11 protein-coding genes and 1 pseudogene are annotated in these 17,689 nt (G+C 68.7%); 5 read left to right on the top strand and 7 right to left on the bottom strand.

What is annotated here, in order from left to right:
* Positions 1–16 precede the first annotated feature (16 nt).
* A complete protein-coding gene (locus SSPN_RS59850) occupies positions 17–574 on the top strand; it encodes a hypothetical protein (RefSeq protein WP_049887608.1) in 558 nt (185 codons plus the stop codon).
* 865 nt (positions 575–1,439) lie between these two features.
* On the opposite strand, the pseudogene SSPN_RS62695 reads toward SSPN_RS59850, so the two are convergent.
* The 7 genes and pseudogenes from SSPN_RS62695 to SSPN_RS0116715 form a co-directional block, all read right to left on the bottom strand.
* Positions 1,440–5,100, bottom strand: a pseudogene (locus SSPN_RS62695) (ABC transporter ATP-binding protein).
* Positions 5,101–5,105: 5 nt separating this feature from the next.
* Positions 5,106–6,275 (bottom strand): lanthionine synthetase LanC family protein, encoded by a 1,170-nt coding sequence (locus SSPN_RS0116690; RefSeq protein ID WP_010696302.1) that lies wholly within the window; start codon positions 6,273–6,275, stop codon positions 5,106–5,108.
* Between the two features lie 4 nt (positions 6,276–6,279).
* Entirely contained in the window at positions 6,280–9,192 is a 2,913-nt protein-coding gene (locus tag SSPN_RS0116695) for a lantibiotic dehydratase (RefSeq protein WP_237710651.1), read from the bottom strand.
* 62 nt (positions 9,193–9,254) lie between these two features.
* Positions 9,255–10,196: an LLM class flavin-dependent oxidoreductase gene (locus tag SSPN_RS0116700; protein ID WP_010696304.1), complete on the bottom strand. Its 942-nt coding sequence runs from the start codon at positions 10,194–10,196 to the stop codon at positions 9,255–9,257.
* A 141-nt stretch (positions 10,197–10,337) separates the two neighbouring features.
* Positions 10,338–10,508 carry a hypothetical protein gene (locus SSPN_RS57715; RefSeq protein ID WP_010696305.1) on the bottom strand — a complete coding sequence of 57 codons (171 nt, stop codon included), beginning with the start codon at positions 10,506–10,508 and terminating at the stop codon, positions 10,338–10,340.
* Positions 10,509–10,821: 313 nt separating this feature from the next.
* A complete protein-coding gene (locus tag SSPN_RS44180) occupies positions 10,822–12,780 on the bottom strand; it encodes an ATP-binding protein (RefSeq protein ID WP_143539574.1) in 1,959 nt (652 codons plus the stop codon).
* 71 nt (positions 12,781–12,851) lie between these two features.
* Positions 12,852–13,559, bottom strand: coding sequence for a response regulator (locus SSPN_RS0116715; RefSeq protein WP_010696307.1), 708 nt, complete (start codon positions 13,557–13,559; stop codon positions 12,852–12,854).
* 135 nt (positions 13,560–13,694) lie between these two features.
* On the opposite strand from SSPN_RS0116715, the gene SSPN_RS0116720 reads away from it, so the two are divergent.
* From SSPN_RS0116720 to SSPN_RS0116735, 4 genes are all read left to right on the top strand, one after another.
* On the top strand, positions 13,695–14,651 hold the full coding sequence (locus SSPN_RS0116720) for a LysR family transcriptional regulator (protein WP_010696308.1): 957 nt from the start codon (positions 13,695–13,697) through the stop codon (positions 14,649–14,651).
* A gap of 379 nt (positions 14,652–15,030) precedes the next feature.
* Complete coding sequence (locus tag SSPN_RS54860; RefSeq protein ID WP_143539573.1) at positions 15,031–15,684, top strand: hypothetical protein; 654 nt, start codon at positions 15,031–15,033, stop codon at positions 15,682–15,684.
* Positions 15,685–16,521, top strand: coding sequence for a 2-amino-3,7-dideoxy-D-threo-hept-6-ulosonate synthase (locus tag SSPN_RS44185; protein ID WP_044573006.1), 837 nt, complete (start codon positions 15,685–15,687; stop codon positions 16,519–16,521).
* 65 nt (positions 16,522–16,586) lie between these two features.
* Complete coding sequence (locus tag SSPN_RS0116735) at positions 16,587–17,687, top strand: 3-dehydroquinate synthase II (protein WP_010696313.1); 1,101 nt, start codon at positions 16,587–16,589, stop codon at positions 17,685–17,687.
* The last annotated feature ends 2 nt before the right edge of the window (positions 17,688–17,689 follow it).

Raw genomic sequence — 17,689 nt, forward strand, 5'->3', positions numbered from 1 at the left:
ATGCGGAGACCGCGCCATGACCGCCGCGATGGGAGCCGACGATCCGGCCGCTATCAGCGCGGCGACGTGGTACCTCAACCACGTCTTCCGCGACGCCGGACAGGCAGCCGAATCCCGCGTTGCGCTCGCCCTCGACACCGCACGCCTGCTCGACCCCGGCCGTTCCGACACCGAACGTGCTTCGTACGGGCTACTACACCTCGCCTGCGCATTGAGCTTCGCAAGACTCGGGCGAGAAGGCGATGCCTGGCGGCACTGGGACATTGCCAACCAAGCCGCCAAGGCCATGCCGGAGGGCTATGTGCACCCGTGGCTGCGGTTTGGTCGGAGCATGGTAGACGCCTACACCGTCACGATGCTGGCCGATCTTGCGAAACCCCACGAAGCGATCCAAGCCGCAGACCGGATCGACTTCGACGGGATGGAGTCACAAACCCGCCGATCGTTCCACCTGATCGAAACCGCCAGGGCCATCTCCGCAGAGAGATCGTCGCGCAACACGAGCACGATGCTCACGGCCCTGCATGGATGGTCGCCGACCAGGACCTACCGCGGCCCACCACCACGATGGTGAGCCGGTTAGCGCCCACTCCTGCCGGAAGCTGATCAGCGCAGACAATGTCGCCCACTACATCCAATCTGGCGCAACCCACGCCCTATGCGGCGTTCCTCTGATCAGCTTGTTCCCGCCGGATCCGACGCGGAGCATCCCAGCGCCGTGCACGCGCTGCCCGGCAGAACTCGCACGGCTACGCAGAAAGGAAGTCGCCCACTGAACGCCATCATTGCGGACTTCCGATCCGCACCCCTCGCAGCGCAGTGCTCGACGAACGCGCTCGCTCCCCGGTCGCTTGGTTCACCGAAGACAGGAAGGCCGGCGAAGACACCGAGCACGCCGACGTATGGACATTGGACGATTTGCCAGATGCGGACGACGAGCTCCTCGATCTGATCAGCGGCAAGTCCTGTAGTAGACTGGTAGCGCAACGGTCCCACCTGTAAGTCGTGTTCTGTGGTAGGAAAACGATCTTACTCGGTCGGGGCCGTTGTTCTTTCCGAGGTGTTCAAACCGGCTGAATAACGCACAGCTAAAGGAAAGCGACTACAAGCCCCTCTATTTCGTCTGGGACCTCGACCAAGTGATTGACTTCTGGGATCCCGACAAGAAAGGCAACCAAGAAGTTATGGAATTCTGGGAATCCGACCATAAAGACGACCACCACAAAGCGGAGGACTAACCCATACCAGGCTGGCACCATTTCGGTTCCTGTTGGCCGAGCCGGGCATCCGTCGCAGCCAACTTTTCTCCAGTAGAAGTAGTACGCACAGTAAAGTCCCGCATAACGGTGGTGCAACAAAAGGTCGTTATCTATAGGCCCAAAGTACCCACGACCCGTACGGCACCGCCGCGCACGCTGTTCTGCGATGACCTCAGAGTCTTATGCCGTGACGGCGCCGTTTTCGATCCCGTGCCGCCACAGCCGTTCGTACGCCCCGCCCTTGCCCAGCAGTCGTTCATGCGTACCGGTCTCCACGATCCGGCCTTGGTCCAGCACCACGATCCGGTCTGCCTGGGCCGCGGTATACAACCTGTGGGTGACCAGGACCGTCGTGCGGCCCTGGGAGAGCCGGTCGTACGCGGCGAGCACTGCCGCCTCGGTCGCCTGGTCCAGCGCGGCGGTGGGTTCGTCCAGCAACAGGATGTCCGGCCGCACCAGGGCGACGCGGGCCAGCGCGATGAGCTGGCGCTGCCCGGTGGACAGACGCTGGCCACGTTCGCCGACCTGAAACCGGAATCCGCCGGGCAGCGCAGCGACCACGTCCAGCGCGCCGACCTTCCGCACCGCCGCAGTCACCTCGGCGTCGCTTGCGTCCGGGCGGCCATAGCGCACGTTGGCCGCCACGTCCCCGCTGAACAGATGCGGCTCCTGCGGGACAAGACCGAGGCGGCCCCGGTAGCCGGCCGTGTCGTACTCCCGCAGTTCGACCCCGTCGACGGTGATCGAGCCCTCACTCGGGTCGTACATCCTGGCCAGCAACTTCACCACGGTGGACTTCCCCGACCCGGTCGCACCAACCAACGCGATCCGCTCCCCCGGCCGCATCCGCAGGCCCAGCCCGGACACCGCCGGAGCAGCCGACCCGGGATAGCGATAACCCACACCACACAGGTCGATTTCGCCGCGCAACCGCCCTGGCACCGGGACGGCCTCCGGCGCCTGCGGCACCGAGGTCGGCGTGTCCAGCAGCTCGCCGACCCGCCGCACGCCGACCTTGGCCCGCTGATAGCTGTCGAACACCACGGACAGCTGTTGGAACGGCGCGAAGAACAGCGTGAGGTAGAGCAGGAACGCGATCAGCACCCCCGGCGTCAGCGTGCCGACAACGACGCGGTGCACGCCGAATCCGAGCACCAGCGCGGTCGCCGTCTCGGCCATGAGCGTGACGAACGGGAAGTACAGCGCGATGTATCGCTGCGCGCCGACCCTGGTCTGCCGGTACCGGTTGGACAGCCTGGCGAACCGGCTGGTCGCCCGCTGCTGCCTGCCGTTGGCCTGCGAGGTGCGCAGTCCAGCCACGTTCTCCTGCAGATCGGCGTTGACCTCGCCGACCCGTTCCCGCGACCGGTGGTAGATCAGGTTCGAGTAGTGCCGGAACACCAGGGTGGCCACCAGCACGATCGGCAGCACCACCATGCCGGTCAACGCCAACCCGACGTCGATCAGCAGCATGGCGACGAGCATGGCCAGCACGGTCGCCAGGTTCACCACGCCGACGGTGAGCCCACCCTCCACGAAGGACGACAGCGCCGCAATGTCCTCGGTCATCCTGGTCATGATCCGGCCGCCGGGCTCACGCTCGTAGTAGTCCAGCCCGAGCCGTTGCAGCTTGCGGTAGCTGCGCATCCGCATCGCCAGCAGCACACTCTCCCCGCCGCGCGTGGTTGCCCTGGGCTGGTGCAACAGCACCAGCCAGTTCAGCGCCACGACCACCAGCGCCACCCCGGCGACTGCCCACACCACGTGCAGCTGCCTGGTCAGCACGCCGTGGTCCACGCCGAACCGGATCAGCGCGGGCAACGCGGTGGTGGCCACCGCGTCCGCGGCGATCAGGCCAAAGGCCAGCGCCAGCAGCCAGCGCGCGGGACGCAGGATGCGCCAGAAACCGGTGCGGTCGTCGTCCGGCGGATCGGCGGCGGTGGATGGCCGGTCGGCGGCGGGGGGGTAGCCGGTGCGCCTGGGCGACCAGGTCCGGGTCGTGCTCGGCGGCGTCGGCCGCGGCCGGGTCGTCCAGGACGCTGCGGACCAGTTCGGGGTGCGGCCACAGGTCACCGGTCGCACCGGTCGCGAGTGACTCGTCGATCCGGTTGGCTGATGCGGCCAGCAGTTCGGTGAACAGCGGGCAGCGGGCCCGCAGTTCCCGCTCGGTGCCGACGTCCACCACCCGGCCGCGGTCCAGCACGGCGATGCGGTCGGCCAGCGCGAGGGTCGCACGCCGGTGTGCGACCACGAGAGTGGTGCGCTCGGCCGTTACCGAGCGCAGCTTGGCGTTGATCCACGCCTCGGTGGCGGTGTCCACCGCCGAGGTCGCGTCGTCGAGCACGAGCACGCGCGGGTCGGTCAGCAGGGTGCGGGCCAGCGCGATTCGCTGCCGTTGCCCGCCGGACAGCGTCAGCCCGCGCTCGCCGACCAAGGTGTCGTAGCCCTGAGGCAGCGCGCTGATGAACTCGTCGGCTCCGGCAGCGCTGGCTGCGGCGCGGATCGCGGGCATGTCGGCGTCGGGCACGCCGTAGCCGATGTTCTCCGCGATGCTGCGGGAGAACAGGAAGGGCTCCTCGAATACGACGCCGACCGCGCGCCGCAGCGCGTCCAACCGCACCGAGCGGACATCCGTCTCGGCTCCCGGCGGGCCGATCCGGATATCGCCGCCGGTGGCGTCGTAGAACCGGGACAGCAGCAGCGCCACCGTCGACTTCCCGGACCCGGAACCGCCCACCAGGGCGACGGTTTCACCAGGACGCACCCGCAGCGAAAGGCCCGCGAGCACCGGCTCGTCGCGGGTGTAGCCGAACTCGACGGCCGCCAGCGTCACGCCGAGCGGTCCGTCCGGTAGATCGCGGGCGTCGGGTGCGTCCCGCACCTCCGCGTGGGTGTCGATCAGCTCGTACACCCGTATCACCGCCGGGCGCGCCTGCTGAGCTACGAGGACCACATTGGACAGTGTTCCGGCCGGCGCGGTCAGCGTGATCAGATAACTGGAGAACGCCAGGAAGGAACCGACGCTGACGCCGCCGCGGACGGCGAGCCAGCCGCCCAGCAGCAGCACTGCCACCTGCCCCAGCGGGGGCAGGATGCCGAGCCAGGCCCCGGGGCCGGACTGCATCCGGGCCACCCGCATGCGCTCGCCGAACAGCCGCTCGCTGAGCGCGCGCAGCGTGCCGATCTCACGCTGTTCCTGGGCGAATCCTCGGACGACTCGGACGCCCGTCACGGTTTCCTCGACATGCTGGGAGATCTCCGCGTTGCGCTGTTGCACCGCCCACGTCGCCGGATACAGCCGCCGGCTTGCCCGGGCGGTAACCACGGCAGAGGCAGCCAGCAACGCGAGCGCGATCACCGCCAGCGACGGCGAGAGCCAGAGCATGGCGGCCAGCGAAACCACGATGAGCACCAGGCTGCCCAGTGCTTGCGGCGCCATCGCCAGCAGCCCCTGCACCAGCTGCAGGTCCAGGTTCGCCCGGGACATCACCTGGCCAGTGCGCAGCGCGTCGTGCTTTTGTCCGTCCAGTCGCTGCAACGAGCCGAAGACGGCGATGCGCAGGTCGTGTTGCACGTCCAGCGCGAGCTTGCCGGCGGAGAACTGGCGGACGAACGAGGCCGCGAACTGGACCACCGCGATTCCGAGCAGCGCGGTGACCAACGGGCCGACGGTCCCGGTCTGTCCGGCCACGGCCGCGTCCACTCCGGCCCGCATGATCAGCGGCAGCAGCCCGGCCAGCCCGGTGCCCAGCGCGGCCGACGCCACGACGACGACGGTCAGCCAACGGTGCTGCCAGCAACAGCGCAGCAACCGCACGGTCCACTGATGTGATCTAGGCATGCTGGCTAGCGGTTCCGCGGCGAGATCGGCGTGGCCAGCAGGAGTTCTTCCCAACAGGGCGGCACGCCGGTCGCCGCGTGCAGCAGGGCCAGCGCCGCACCCGCATCGCCCTCCAGGAAGGAGGCGTTGGGCATCATGCCCGCGGGACAGAAGTACCGCAGCGGCCCGGCGGCGCGCTCCCGGTCCAGATGCCCGGCCCAGTGCGCGGCGAACTCCGACGCCCCGGGGACGCCGAAGTCGGCGTGCATCCTGGTGCCGAACCAGCACAGGCCAGCCGCGCCGTGGCACATGCAGCCGTCCAGCACCCGGCAGTGCTCCGGGGGCTGGCTGACGACCTTCGCGGCCACGGCGCACACCAGCTCGGTGAGCTCCGCGGACCCGGTGGCCCGTGCCGCCACGGACAGCGCCAGCGCGACCCCGGGATCTCCCGAACACCAGGTCGGTCGGGCCGGCTGGTAGCGGGTTTCCACCCGGTGCGGGAACACCCCGTGCGGGAAGTCGTCGCTGCGCCAGCGCAGCAGCCAGGCCACGGCCTCGTCGAGCAGCGTGCGGGCCCGCGCGGCCGCGCCCGTGTCGGACAGCGCGGCGGAGGCCAAGTAGGACACGATCCCGGCGGCTCCGTGCGCCATCCCGAGCAACCGGCAGCCAACCGAGCCTTCCCGCCGCCGCGGTTCGGTGTCGTTGACGCGGAAGAACAGCGCGTCCCCGTCCCGTTCGGCCCGGCGGTCGATCACGTCGAGCACGCCGCTGGTCAGCTTCTCCCGCGCCGCCGCGTCGGGGTGGGCCAGCCCGTAGACGCCCAGGCCGAGCAGGCCCATCGGCAGGTCGACGTCCATAGTCTCGGGGTAGTCCACGATCCACCGCAGCGCGATCTCGTCGATCGGCGCCAGGCCGGCGACCTCGGTGCCGCAGAAGTCCGCGACCTGGATCGCCGTCCAGCCCGCCTGAGCGGCCCCGCGGTACAGCCACGGCCCGGTGCCGCCCGCCGAACGCAGCATGCCCAGCGCTTGACTGAGCCAGAGCCTCGGTTCGAAGTCCTCGTCGAGCGCGCGGCTGAACTCGACGGCCAGCAGTGCCTGGTCCAGCAGCAACGGGAAGCTCGGTTCGGCCTCGACGCGCTCGGTGGCGTCGTCGTACAGCGTCCTGGCCAGTCGCAGAAGCTCGGCGGCTCGCACCTGCTCACGCCCCTTTCCCGGGCCGTTGCGCCCGTGCCTTGTGCTGCCGGACCTTTCGCAGCGCCAACTCGTAGGCCAGGTACTCCAGCCGCACCGCGTCGAAGGCGAACATCCGGTTGCAGTGCAGGTGCAGCGCGGAGCCGAGCACCTGCCACGCCCGACGCTCGGGCAGCCGCGCCCGGGCGGACACCGCGAGTTCGGTCAGCGCCTTGGCGACGTCCTCGTCGGGTTCGGCCCGGCTCAGGTGCTCCGTCAGGGCCGCGTCGTGCGCCCTGGCGAACTTGCCGTGCGCGTTGCCGGTCCTGGCGAAGGTCACGCCGAGCCCGCCGCCGCAGAGCTTCAGGAACTCGTGCTCGCCGTCGGCCGAGTCGAACAGCACCGAGGTCCAGTGCAGGATGTCGGCCACGGCCTGGTACAGCCGCTGTTCCTCGCTCGGCCCGGTGGCGAGGAACCCGGCCACCCGATCGCTGCTCGCGGTGAACAGCCGCTCGGCGAGCGGCAGGCCTTCCGCGCCGCCATAGCGGGCGATTTCCGGGACGTAGTCGTCCATCTCGACCCGGCCGACCAGGCCTTCCCGCTGCAGGATGGCGCCGAGCTCGTCGAGGGCCGCGAGCACGGTGGCCCGCAGCTCCTGCCGCACCGGCCGCATCCGCAGCCGGAGGTGGTAGCCGCCCTCGGCGTAGCGCAGGAAGAACCAGTCGGTGATGGCGCCGGCCTCGTCCAGCTGGGCGGCCAGCCGCCGAGCCCGCTGGATGATCACGTCGGCGGCGGACTGTCCACAGTGGTATTTCGCGTACACCCAGGACTTCCCGTGGTCCGTGGTGAACCGGTCCTGCCCGGAGCCCGCGGACGGCGGGGTGCGCCACATCGGCCCGAGCGGGACGACCACTTCGGCCACGTGCCGACCGTCCGGTCCGCGCACCGCCGGCGCCTCCATCTGCGGCATTTCCACCAGCTGCACGTGCTCGGCCTCGGTTTCCCGGCCCAGCGCGGCCCGCACCGACGCGGCGTGGGTGAGGTCCACGGGAAGCACTTGGTCGTACTGGCCGATGCCCACCCAGCGGCGGTCGCCGATGCCGGGCAGCAGGTCGCGCAGGGCCGCGGCGGGATCCTCCGCGCCGCGCGCCGCGCGCAGCCGGGACCAGGTCAGCCGCCACTGCTCGGGTGCCACGATGACCGCGCCGCTGGTCACCCTCGGCAGGTGCGACAGCGCGGCGAGCGGGCCCCAGGACCAGCCGACCCCGCCAGAGGAGGCCAGGTGGCCCAGGACCGCGTACACCGGGTCGAGGCCGAAGAAATCGACGTTGTGCGCGGTGTTCAACTCGACCAGCACCGGTCGTCCGGTGGCCGAGTCCCGCAGCCGGAACTCGTTGCCCCGCAGCTGGATCAGCAACCGGTCCAGCCCGATGGTGCCGCCAGCGCCGCCGGTCAGCGCGATCGCGTCGTCCAGGATGCGAGGCCGCACCAGGACGTTGCCGATCCGACCGCCGGGGTGGTAGACGAGCTCGGCGTGGATCGGCCAGGAGCCGTCTTCCGTGTCTTCGGTGTCTTCGGTGTCTTCGGTGGACATCCACTCCCGGAAGCGCCGCTGGAGTTCGGGATTTCCCAGTGCGAACCGGGTCATCAGGGCCAGCGGAGACCGGCCGACGCCGCCGACGAGCATGCTTCGGTACCGACCCTGGTAGTCGTCGAGCAGCAGCGCCAGCACGGCCCGACTGCCGGAACGTTCGGCCGCCGGGAAGTCAGCGATGTCCACGCCAGTCCCCTCGGCTCCGTCCTGCAACCATCGGTCCAGCACGCCGAGCAGCTTCGGGTTCACCGGCGATGCCGTGGGATCGCCTTCCGCGCGCACTCCGGCTTCGGTGGCGAGCCCGGACACCGTGCGGTGCCAGGACTTCAGCGCCCCGGATTCCAGGTCGCACGCGGCCAGCAGCGGGACCTCGGCGTCGCCGTAGCGAGCCTGGAACGTGGCTCTGAACTCGTTCATGTGGAAGGCTTCCGGCACCGCCTCCAGCCCGTCCCCACCATTCCCACCGGACAGCGCCGCAAGTCGCAGCACGGTGTCCCGCAGCTCGTCGACGGTGCGGTGGTCGAGGGTGGCCGCCGTCATGCCCAGTGCCAGTTGGACGTCGAACCGCTGGGCCTGCTTGGTCCCGGCCAGCGCCGGGATGTGTTCCCCCGCGGCCTGCCAGGCCGAATCCAACCTGCCGAGCAGATCCGGACGCAGCTCGTGCACCCCGCAGCCCGCGTGGTGCAGCTTGCGCAGTGCGCCGGCACCCGCCGTGGCACCCGCGTGCTCAAGTATCGCGGCCGCGCGCTCGGCGGGTTCCACCCCGGGCTCGATCAGGTCCACGGCCCGCAGCAACAGCCCGCTGTCGACCAATCGCGCCAGGAATGGACGTAGTTTGTCCTCGGGCAGGGAGGAGTTCCACTTCCGCAGCGCCGTCAGCAGTTCCGCGCCCAGCAGCGGCGGCCCGTCCAGCAGCCGCAGGATCTCGGTGATCACCGGGGTGAGCCGCACCGTGACCACGTCCGAGCTGCCGTCACCGGACTTGGCGTAGCGCAGGCCGCCACCCTCCACCCGCGCCAACGGATTCCGCCGCAGCGGCCAGCGATCCCACTCGACCTCGTCCAGGGCGGCGCGCAACACGCCGTCCAGCGCGTCGATGTCCACCCGCACCAGAGCCCGGTGCCCGGCGTACTCGGGCAATGCCAAGTCTCGTTGCGCACCGAAGGAAACTGGAGCGGTTCCGGCGAACAACCCGTACGGTGTGGCCCGACCGCCCATCCTGGCCACATAGCGGATCACCGACTCCCGCGCGCGCTCCTTCGTCGCGCTCTCCCGCAACACATGCGGCCCGGATGCCAGCGAAATCGCCATGCTCGCAACCGGATCGTCAAGGTCCTGTTCGGCCATCAGGCGCACGGACCGCTCCACGCTCAGCAGCGCGATCCTGGCCAGGGCGAAGGATTCCCCGCTCAGCGATCTGCCCTCCTCCGCTTGACCCGCGGCCCGTCCGCCACCGCCGCGAAGATGTCGGTCAGCGCGCGGCGGTGGTCCTCCGGATCGCTGGACTGCTCGGTGATGATCACCTCGTCCGCGCCGGTCATCGCGCGCAGCCGGTGGATCGCGTCGGCGCACTGCTCGGCGCTGCCCACGCAGTTGATCCGGAGCCCGAACCGCAGGCTGTCCTCTTTGGCCCGCCGTGGATCGTCGTTGGCGACCACGCCGATCGCGACCGCGTTGCGGCCGGCCGGGAACGCCGCGCGGTAAGCGTCGAGGGTCCGCGTGCAGGCGTCCACGTCCGGGTTGAAGAACAGGGCGTGGCAGTAGTAGAAGCCGGCTCGTCCGGCCAGCGCCGCCGACCGCGTGCCCGAGCCGTGCATCCAGCGCTGGTACGGGGTCTCCAACGGGTCGATCCACTCGCACCCGGAATCCAGCAACGAGATCACCGTGCCGATCGCCGCGTCGGTTCCCACGTCGTCCTTACGCAGGTGATCCAGGGCCTCGGCGCACGGACCGATCACGTCGCCGCGGCCGAATCCGACGTCGAGCCGCTCGCCGCAGAAAAATCCGGCGGTCACCAGATCCTCGGCGGCCTGGTATGGGTCGCGCACGCGCACCAGGGTCACGGCGGTACCGATCCTGATCTGGCTGGTGTGGCTGCCGAGCACGGCCGCCAACTGGGCCGGATTGGTGCTCGGGGTGCCCAGCGCGTGATGTTCGGGCAGCCAGAGCCGCCGGTATCCCAGCCGATCGGCCAGCAGCGCAGCGGCGAAGGCGGACTCGCGCTTCTCCCGGACCGTCTTGCCCTCGGCGAGGTCGAGGTACTCCAGCAGCCCCAGCGGTGGCCGGGGATCAGCGGTGGCGGCCGTGGTCGGCGCGCCGGATGCCGCGAGGTTCGCTACTCCGCTGCTCATCACGCCCTCCGGGGACTGGGGAGGATGCGGCGACCGGGACGGCCGGCCGCCGCACTTCCTGCTACGACCGAGATGCCGCCGCTCCGACATCCTTTCCGGGGTGGACTGGCGCATCTCGGCACTGCCCTGAAGCCTGATTGCTCAGCAGGAGACGGTGTTCGCGCTGGGACACGGCGTGCCCCAGCAGGTCGTGCCCACGGTGATCGGGCCGGCCTGCACGTGAACGTTGTTGCCGAGATTGCCAGCGCCCGGCGCGGACAGGGTCTCCATGTCGATGTTGAGGTCGATTTCCTGAACGTTCTCGGAGAGCATGTTCGAACCTCCTCGGTTTTGGTGTTTCCGGGGAACCGGTTCGACTACCAGCCGGTTCGTTCTAAACGTTATCCCCGGGAAAGCGAATCCCGCCTCGGCCGCGCGAACGATTTCCACCCGAACCGAAAGCCCAGTTCACGGCAGGGGATCTGCGCCTTCCTCCTCCCCGAGGACGAGGCCATCCGGAGACACTCAGGCGGTAGGTGAAGTTGGACTCGCGCCTGGACTCCGAGTTCCCCGGCAAGCTCTCTCGCGAATGCCTTGTCTCGATATGCCAACCCAATCCCGCCAGCTGGAGTCCAAGATGGACAGGTTACGCCCAAAGATCAGCCTCCGGGGCCTGCCAGTTGGGCAGGAGCGCGTGCACCCGCCAACCCGACTCGTAGGGGCCGACGTTCAACCGACCACCCACCAACGCCACTCGTTCGTTCATCCCCGCGATCCCGTGACCGCAACCCCGGTCCCCGACGAATCCGCTCTCCGGTCCAGAATCGACGATTTCGACCACGGTGTGGTTGGGTTGGCATTCCACCAACACCCGGGTCGCGCTCGGCCCGGCATGTCGCAGCACGTTGCGCACCGACTCCCGGATGATCCGCGCGGCCAGCGCGGCCTGCTCCCGGGAGGCGTTGCCGGGGTCACCGCACAACCGCACCGACACCTCGGCGCCGGCTTGGCGCAGCGGGGCGACCAACTCCCCCAGTTCACCTTCGCCCAGCCGCTCGGAGACACCCTCCGGGCGCGCCCCGGAGGGATCCAGGGCGCGCAGCAGTCGTGGCAGCGCGGCGAGTGCGGCATGCGCACTTTCCCGGATATCCCGCAGGGTTTCGCCGATCAGCTCCGGCCGTTGCCGCGCCAGCAACCGGATCGCCCCGGCCTGCACCACCATTCCGGACACGTGATGGGAAACGTGGTCGTGCAGTTGCCGTGCCACCCGGTTGCGTTCCTGCCGCAGCCGCTCCCTGATCCGGCGGTCCGCCGCGTAATGCGCCGCGCTGTCCGCCAGCACGCGGAAGCGCCCGCGTACCCGCCCGGCGACATACAGGCCGCAGAACAGCAAGGCGGTATACATCTCGGTGTTCGGCGCCGGAGCTGGCGCGTCGGCCGCGCCCTTCGTTCCGAACGCCCAGATGACCAGCGCGACCGGGATGCAAAGTGCGGCGTGCAGCGACCTCCCCCAAGCCCCCGCTGAATAGACGAGCAACAGCCACGCGAGCGTGCCGACCACGTGGTTGCTGCCCACCAGCGGACCCGTCGTCACCCCGAGCGTGACGACAACCAGGCCCAGCGCGGGAGACCGCCGCCGCCAGGCCAGCGGAGCCAGCTGCGGCAGTAGGAGCGCCAGCGTCGTCGTGGTGCTCGGCAGGCTCAGCGTGGACGGCAGGTACAGCAGGGCGGAGATCGCCTCGCTGCCGCCCGTGACCGCGAAGTAGGACGACCACGCGTGCACCGCGACCGCACCTAGGAACAGGGCGACCACCAGCGCCGCATCCGCGGGCGCTGGCAGCAGGCGGTACCACCAGGGCCGTGGCCCCCTCCGCCGCGTCTCGTCGGCGCCGGTTTCCGGCTCGGCCGAGGTTTCCGACTCGGTCGTGCGCAACAGCCCGAGCATGCGCCGCAGCACGGTGAGCGTGTCCCTGCATTCCTCCCGCAACGCACGCAAGTCCGCCACTGGCACCGTCGAGCGTTCTTCGAGATAACCGGCCGTGGTCGCGATGGCGCGCAGCCGCCGTGTGACCACCTCGTGCAACTCACTGCCGATCCGCCCGCGCTGCGCGTCGATCAGTACGCGCAACCGTTCCCGTTCGTGGCGCCTCCGCATCAGCAGTCTTCTGCCCGCCGCAGCTCGCCCGGCGCAGCCCAGGCCCCAGGAAATGGCCAGCTGCAGCACACCGATCGGCATCCCGGGACTACGCGCCGCGGCTGGCGAGATCACCAGCAGCAGCGCGGGAACGAGCGCGCAGGTGGCCACGAGCAGCACCAGACCGACCCGCCAGCGCAGGTACCGCCCCACCGCGTGCATCAGGACCAGCCAGGCCAGCTCGCCCACCGGAATGTCCGCCAGGTACGTCAGCGGCTTGACCAGCAGGTGCACCACGAGTGCACCCGCCGGATTGGTCCGCCGCCACAGCACCGGCAGCGCCTCGGCCAGCGCCAGTCCCGTCGCCAGTGGCCAGTCCTGCATCGGGATCAGCAGCACGGTCACCAGTCCGGCGTGCGCGACCAGCCCGGCCACCAGCCACCAGTCGCCGGGCGACCCGTCCGGCAACATCCGGTGCAACCGACGCGCGGGACGGGTTTCGGCTGGTTCCGGCCGGTTCGTCCGCTGCGTCGGTAGGACGGTCACAACGCCCGGCAGTTCTCGTTGCCGTTTATCTGCGCCAGCCCCGTTTCGAAGGCGCGCACCACGAGTTGCACGCGATCCCGCAGGTTCCACTTGCTGAGTGCGCTCGCCACATGCGTCTTCACCGTCGTCCTCGACAGCTGCAGGATCGATGCGATCTCGGCGTTGCTCCGGCCGCGCGCGATCAGCCGCACGACCTCGCGCTCCCTCGGGGTCAGCTCGATGACGTCGAAGTGCCCCGGTTCCGCCCGGTCCGGCCACGACTCCGCGCGCACCGGAGCGGTGTCGCGGCGCAGCAACCGGTCGACGACCCGGCCGGTCACCGCGGGATCAAGCACGGTGCCCCCCGCGTACACCGACCGCACCGCATAGATCAGGTTTTCCGGTTCCACGTCCTTGAGCAGGAACCCGCTGGCGCCCGCCCGCAGGCTGTCGAAGACGTATTCCTCGACGTCGAAGGTCGTCAGCATGAGCACCCGCACGTCCAGTTCGGAATGCTCCGCGAGTCGTCTGGTGGCCGCTATCCCACTGCCCGGCATCTGAATGTCCATCAGCACCACGTCCGGCCGCAGCGCGATCACCTGCCGCACCGCGTGGTCACCGTCTTCGGCCTCGCCGACGACCTCGAAGTCAGACACCGGGTCGAGGACAACCCTGATCCCCTTGCGCACGACGGCCTGATCGTCGGCGACGAGTACGCGCACCATCTTCCAAGGACCCCCAGTTGACACCAGGCCGACGATTCTGGTCTGGATCACGAGCCAGGATTATGCCGACGACCAGCCTATGCGGGGAAGCCAAACCGCTATTACAAGATGTGCCGAACCGATAACCTAACGTGCATGGCTGGAAATCGCTCGAACGAAGAGGCGACCAGCGGGCTGGCACGCCAGGCCCGAGAGCCCAGCATTCATCAGCTCAGACTTTTCCTGGCGCTGGCCGACGAACTGCACTTCGGGAGAGTTGCGGCCCGCCTGTTCATCAGCCAGTCGGCTTTGAGCCGGCAGCTCCGCGCGTTGGAAACCCGGTTGGGCGTGAAGTTGTTCGAGCGCAACAGCCGGGCCGTCGTCCTCACCACCGCGGGCGAGGCCCTGCTGCCCGAGGCACACGCGGTCACCGCGGCGATGTCCGGTGTCCTGCAGCGAGCTCGGCTGCACGCCCGCATGGTGACCGGCCACCTGGTGGTCGGCCAGTGCGGAGCCGATGCAGCGCTGCCCTACGCCCGGACCACGCTGGCCGGGCTGCGTCGCCGGCACCCCGGGATCTCCGTTGAGGTCCGCAGCCTGAACTTCGCTGGTCAGATCAGCGCGCTCAACCGGGGAGAGGTCGACGTCGCGTTCGTGCGCCCACCGGTCCCGCCCGGGATCCAGACCTTAGACCTCGCGACCGAACCGCGAGTCGCCTGCCTACCCGCCGACGACCCGCTGGCCACCGAGAAGCAGCTCACCCTGGCCCAACTCGCCGACCGCGCGGTTGCGGACGCGCCGCCCGAGGTATCGCGCAACTGGTGGGACTACTGGACCGTCAACCCCCGGCCGGACGGCACACCCGTTCGATATGGGCCGACGGTCACGGACATCGAGGCGCTCCTCGCGACAATTGCCCTCGGTGAAGCCATGATGTTCGTACCGGCTTCAACGAAAAAACTGTTTCCCAGGGCAGGTGTCGCCTACATCGAAGTAGTCGACCTCCCGCTGTGCGGTGCCGCGCTGGCCTGGACACCGGAAAATCGGACTCGACCGGACATAGCCGCAATACGCGAATGCGCCAGACGAGGAATTGTCAACGGTCGTGAGTAGTTTCGGGTCGGAGCAGCCCAAAAAATCGCGACCCCGAAATCCGGTGCCGGGAGCGGGCGTAGGCTTCGGCGTGGTTTTGCACGGCTTCCGGGCGACCCGGGATGCTGTTGCGGCCGAATACCGCTGGAGCACTGTCAGGAGGAGCTGGCTACCGAGGCCGATCCGTGCGTGCGGCGGGTGCCCGATGAGCTGGTACGGCTGCGCGCGGGCAGAGCAGCCGATGTGCGTGGCGCAGCCCGGTCTTCGCCGAGTCCCTGACCGCCGCCGACCAAGCCGGGCGCTGCGGGATGCGGATCGTGCGGGCGGATTCGGAGTTCTACACCGTGGATGTGGTCGCGGGCTGCCGCCGGGCCGGGTCGTATTTCTCGCTGTCGACGGGATGAGCCCCTCGATCGCCGCCGCGATTGTCAGCATTCCGGCCGAGGCCTGGCGGCAGATCCGCTATCCCCAGGCGGTCGTCGATCCCGACACCGGTGAGTCGATCTCAGCGGGCCAAGGTCGCCGAATACCGGCATACACCGCGTTTGCGGGGAAGCCGAAACACCGGCAGCATACCGCCCGGCTGATCGTGCTCCAGGTCCGTGACCTGGCCAAACCCCTGTCAGCAGCGACCAGGGCGAGTTGTTTCCGGCTTGGGCGCTACCACCCGATCGTCACCGACAGCCCCGCCGAAACCCTCCAGACCGAAGGGAAGCACCGTGACCACGCCGTGATCGAACGGGTCATCGCCGACGGCAAATCCGGGCCGCTGGCTCACCTGCCGACGGGGAAGTTCAACGCCAACACCGCCGGGCTGACCTCGAAAACAGGCTTGTTGGATACATCACCACGAATTGACTGGAATTCAACCCAAAGCAGAGCTACCACCGAAATTAACCCACCGTCAACGATAGTTGAGAAATCAATATATTTTTTCCCTTTCTGTTCAAAGGATCTTTCCCGCAGGTGCAATGCCGTTGACGCGGCAACTCGCCGTCTCATAAGTTCACCCGGACAGTGGCCATTTCCCGGACAACCACAAGAGGATGGCTGAATGAAGCAACACTTTCGCCATTTATCAACGGCGCGTCGTTTACGCCTCAATCGACTTTTTCGAAATAATCCACAAAGGACGTTGATCGTCCCGCTCGACCATCCACTCACCGATGGCCCCGGCGCGGGTCGCGGGGACAGCCTGAACAATCTCGTCGGCCAGCTCGCCACGAATGGCGCGGACGCCGTGGTCCTCCACAAAGGAAACGTGCGTTTCGTCGACCCGGCCTGGTTCAAGCAACTGTCTCTGATCGTGCACCTCAGCGCGAGCACCGTGCACGCGCCAGACCCGGACCACAAGGTGCTCGTCGGGACGGTCGAGGAGGCGCTGCGACTCGGCGCCGACTTGGTCAGCGTGCACGTGAACATCGGTTCCCGCGAGGAGGCGCGGCAGCTCGGGGATCTGGCGGCGGTGGCCGAATCCTGCGACCGCTGGAACGTTCCGCTGCTGGCGATGATGTACCCCCGCGGCCCGCGGATCACCGATCCGCGGAATCCCGAGACGGTCGTGCACGCCGTGACGGTGGCAGCCGAGCTCGGAGCCGACATGGTGAAGACCTACTACGTCGGCTCGGACGATGCAATGGGCCGGATCACCTCCACGTCGCCGATTCCGATCGTGGTGGCCGGCGGCCTGCGCACCGCAGACGAGAAAGACCTGCTGGAGCTCGTCGATGGGGCGATGCGGGGCGGCGCGGCAGGGCTGGCAATGGGCCGCAACATTTTCCAGGCTCCGCATCCCGGAAATCTCACCCGGAAGCTTGCGCAGCGGGTGCACGGCGACATCGTGCCGGCCGCTCCGACCGAGCTGACCGCCGCCCAGCGGGATATGGCGTAAGCCGTTTCGAATTCTTCCGCCCGAGTCCTTTGACAATTCCCTGCACATCCGAGGATGCAAATTTCATGAAGCTCACCTGGGTCGACGTGCGTACCTGCCCGACCAAGTCCGCCGTTCTGGAAGAGGCGCTCCACATCAAGGTGGATGGAATCCTATCGGACTCCACCGCCGATTTCGACGGGTTGCCGCCGACGGTGCGGAAGATCCTGTTCCCGACCGGAACGAGCTTACCGGACGATTTCGGCCAGGCAGACGTGGTGATCGTCGTCCCCGACGAGCACGGGCAACTCGACGAGCTCGCCGCGGCGCATCCCGAAATTGAGTTCGGGCAGTACGTCGAGATCACCGACGCCGCGACCCTGGACGAGGCGTGCCGGTCGGCACAGAGCAACAAGTGGAGCCTGCTGTACTTCCGCGATCCCACGAAGATTCCGCTGGAGATCGTGATCGCCGCCGCCGCGGGCTCGTCCGGGAAGCTGGTCACCATCGCCCAGGACGTGACCGAGGCTGAAATCATCTTCGGCGTGCTGGAGCATGGCTCGGACGGCGTCATGCTGGCGCCCGCGGCGGTGGGTGACACGACGGCGCTGAAGGCCGCAGCGGCGGACGGCAGTCCCGCGCTGGACCTCGTCGAGCTGACCGTCACGGCGACCGAGCACGTCGGCATGGGCGAGCGGGCCTGCGTCGACACCTGCACCTACTTCCGCAAGGACGAGGGCATCCTGGTCGGCTCGCACTCCAAGGGCATGATCCTGTGCGTCAGCGAGACCCATCCACTCCCCTACATGCCCACCCGGCCATTCCGGGTCAACGCTGGCGCCATCCACTCGTACACCCTCTCCGCCGAGGGCCGCACCCACTACCTGAGCGAGCTGAAGTCCGGCAGCAAGGTCATGGCGGTGGACACCTCGGGCCGGACCCGGATGGTCACCGTGGGCCGCGTCAAGATCGAGAGCCGCCCGCTGATCTCCGTGGACGCAGTGGCTCCGGACGGGCAGACGGTCAACCTAATCCTGCAGGACGACTGGCACGTGCGCGTGCTCGGCCCGGCGGGTGTGGTGCTCAACAGCACTGAACTCAAGCCGGGAGACACGGTTCTCGGCTACCTCCCCACGCAGGACCGGCACGTGGGCTACCCGATCAACGAGTTCTGCTTGGAAAAGTGACG

This window comes from Saccharopolyspora spinosa NRRL 18395, assembly GCF_000194155.1.
Lineage (GTDB): Bacteria > Actinomycetota > Actinomycetes > Mycobacteriales > Pseudonocardiaceae > Saccharopolyspora > Saccharopolyspora spinosa.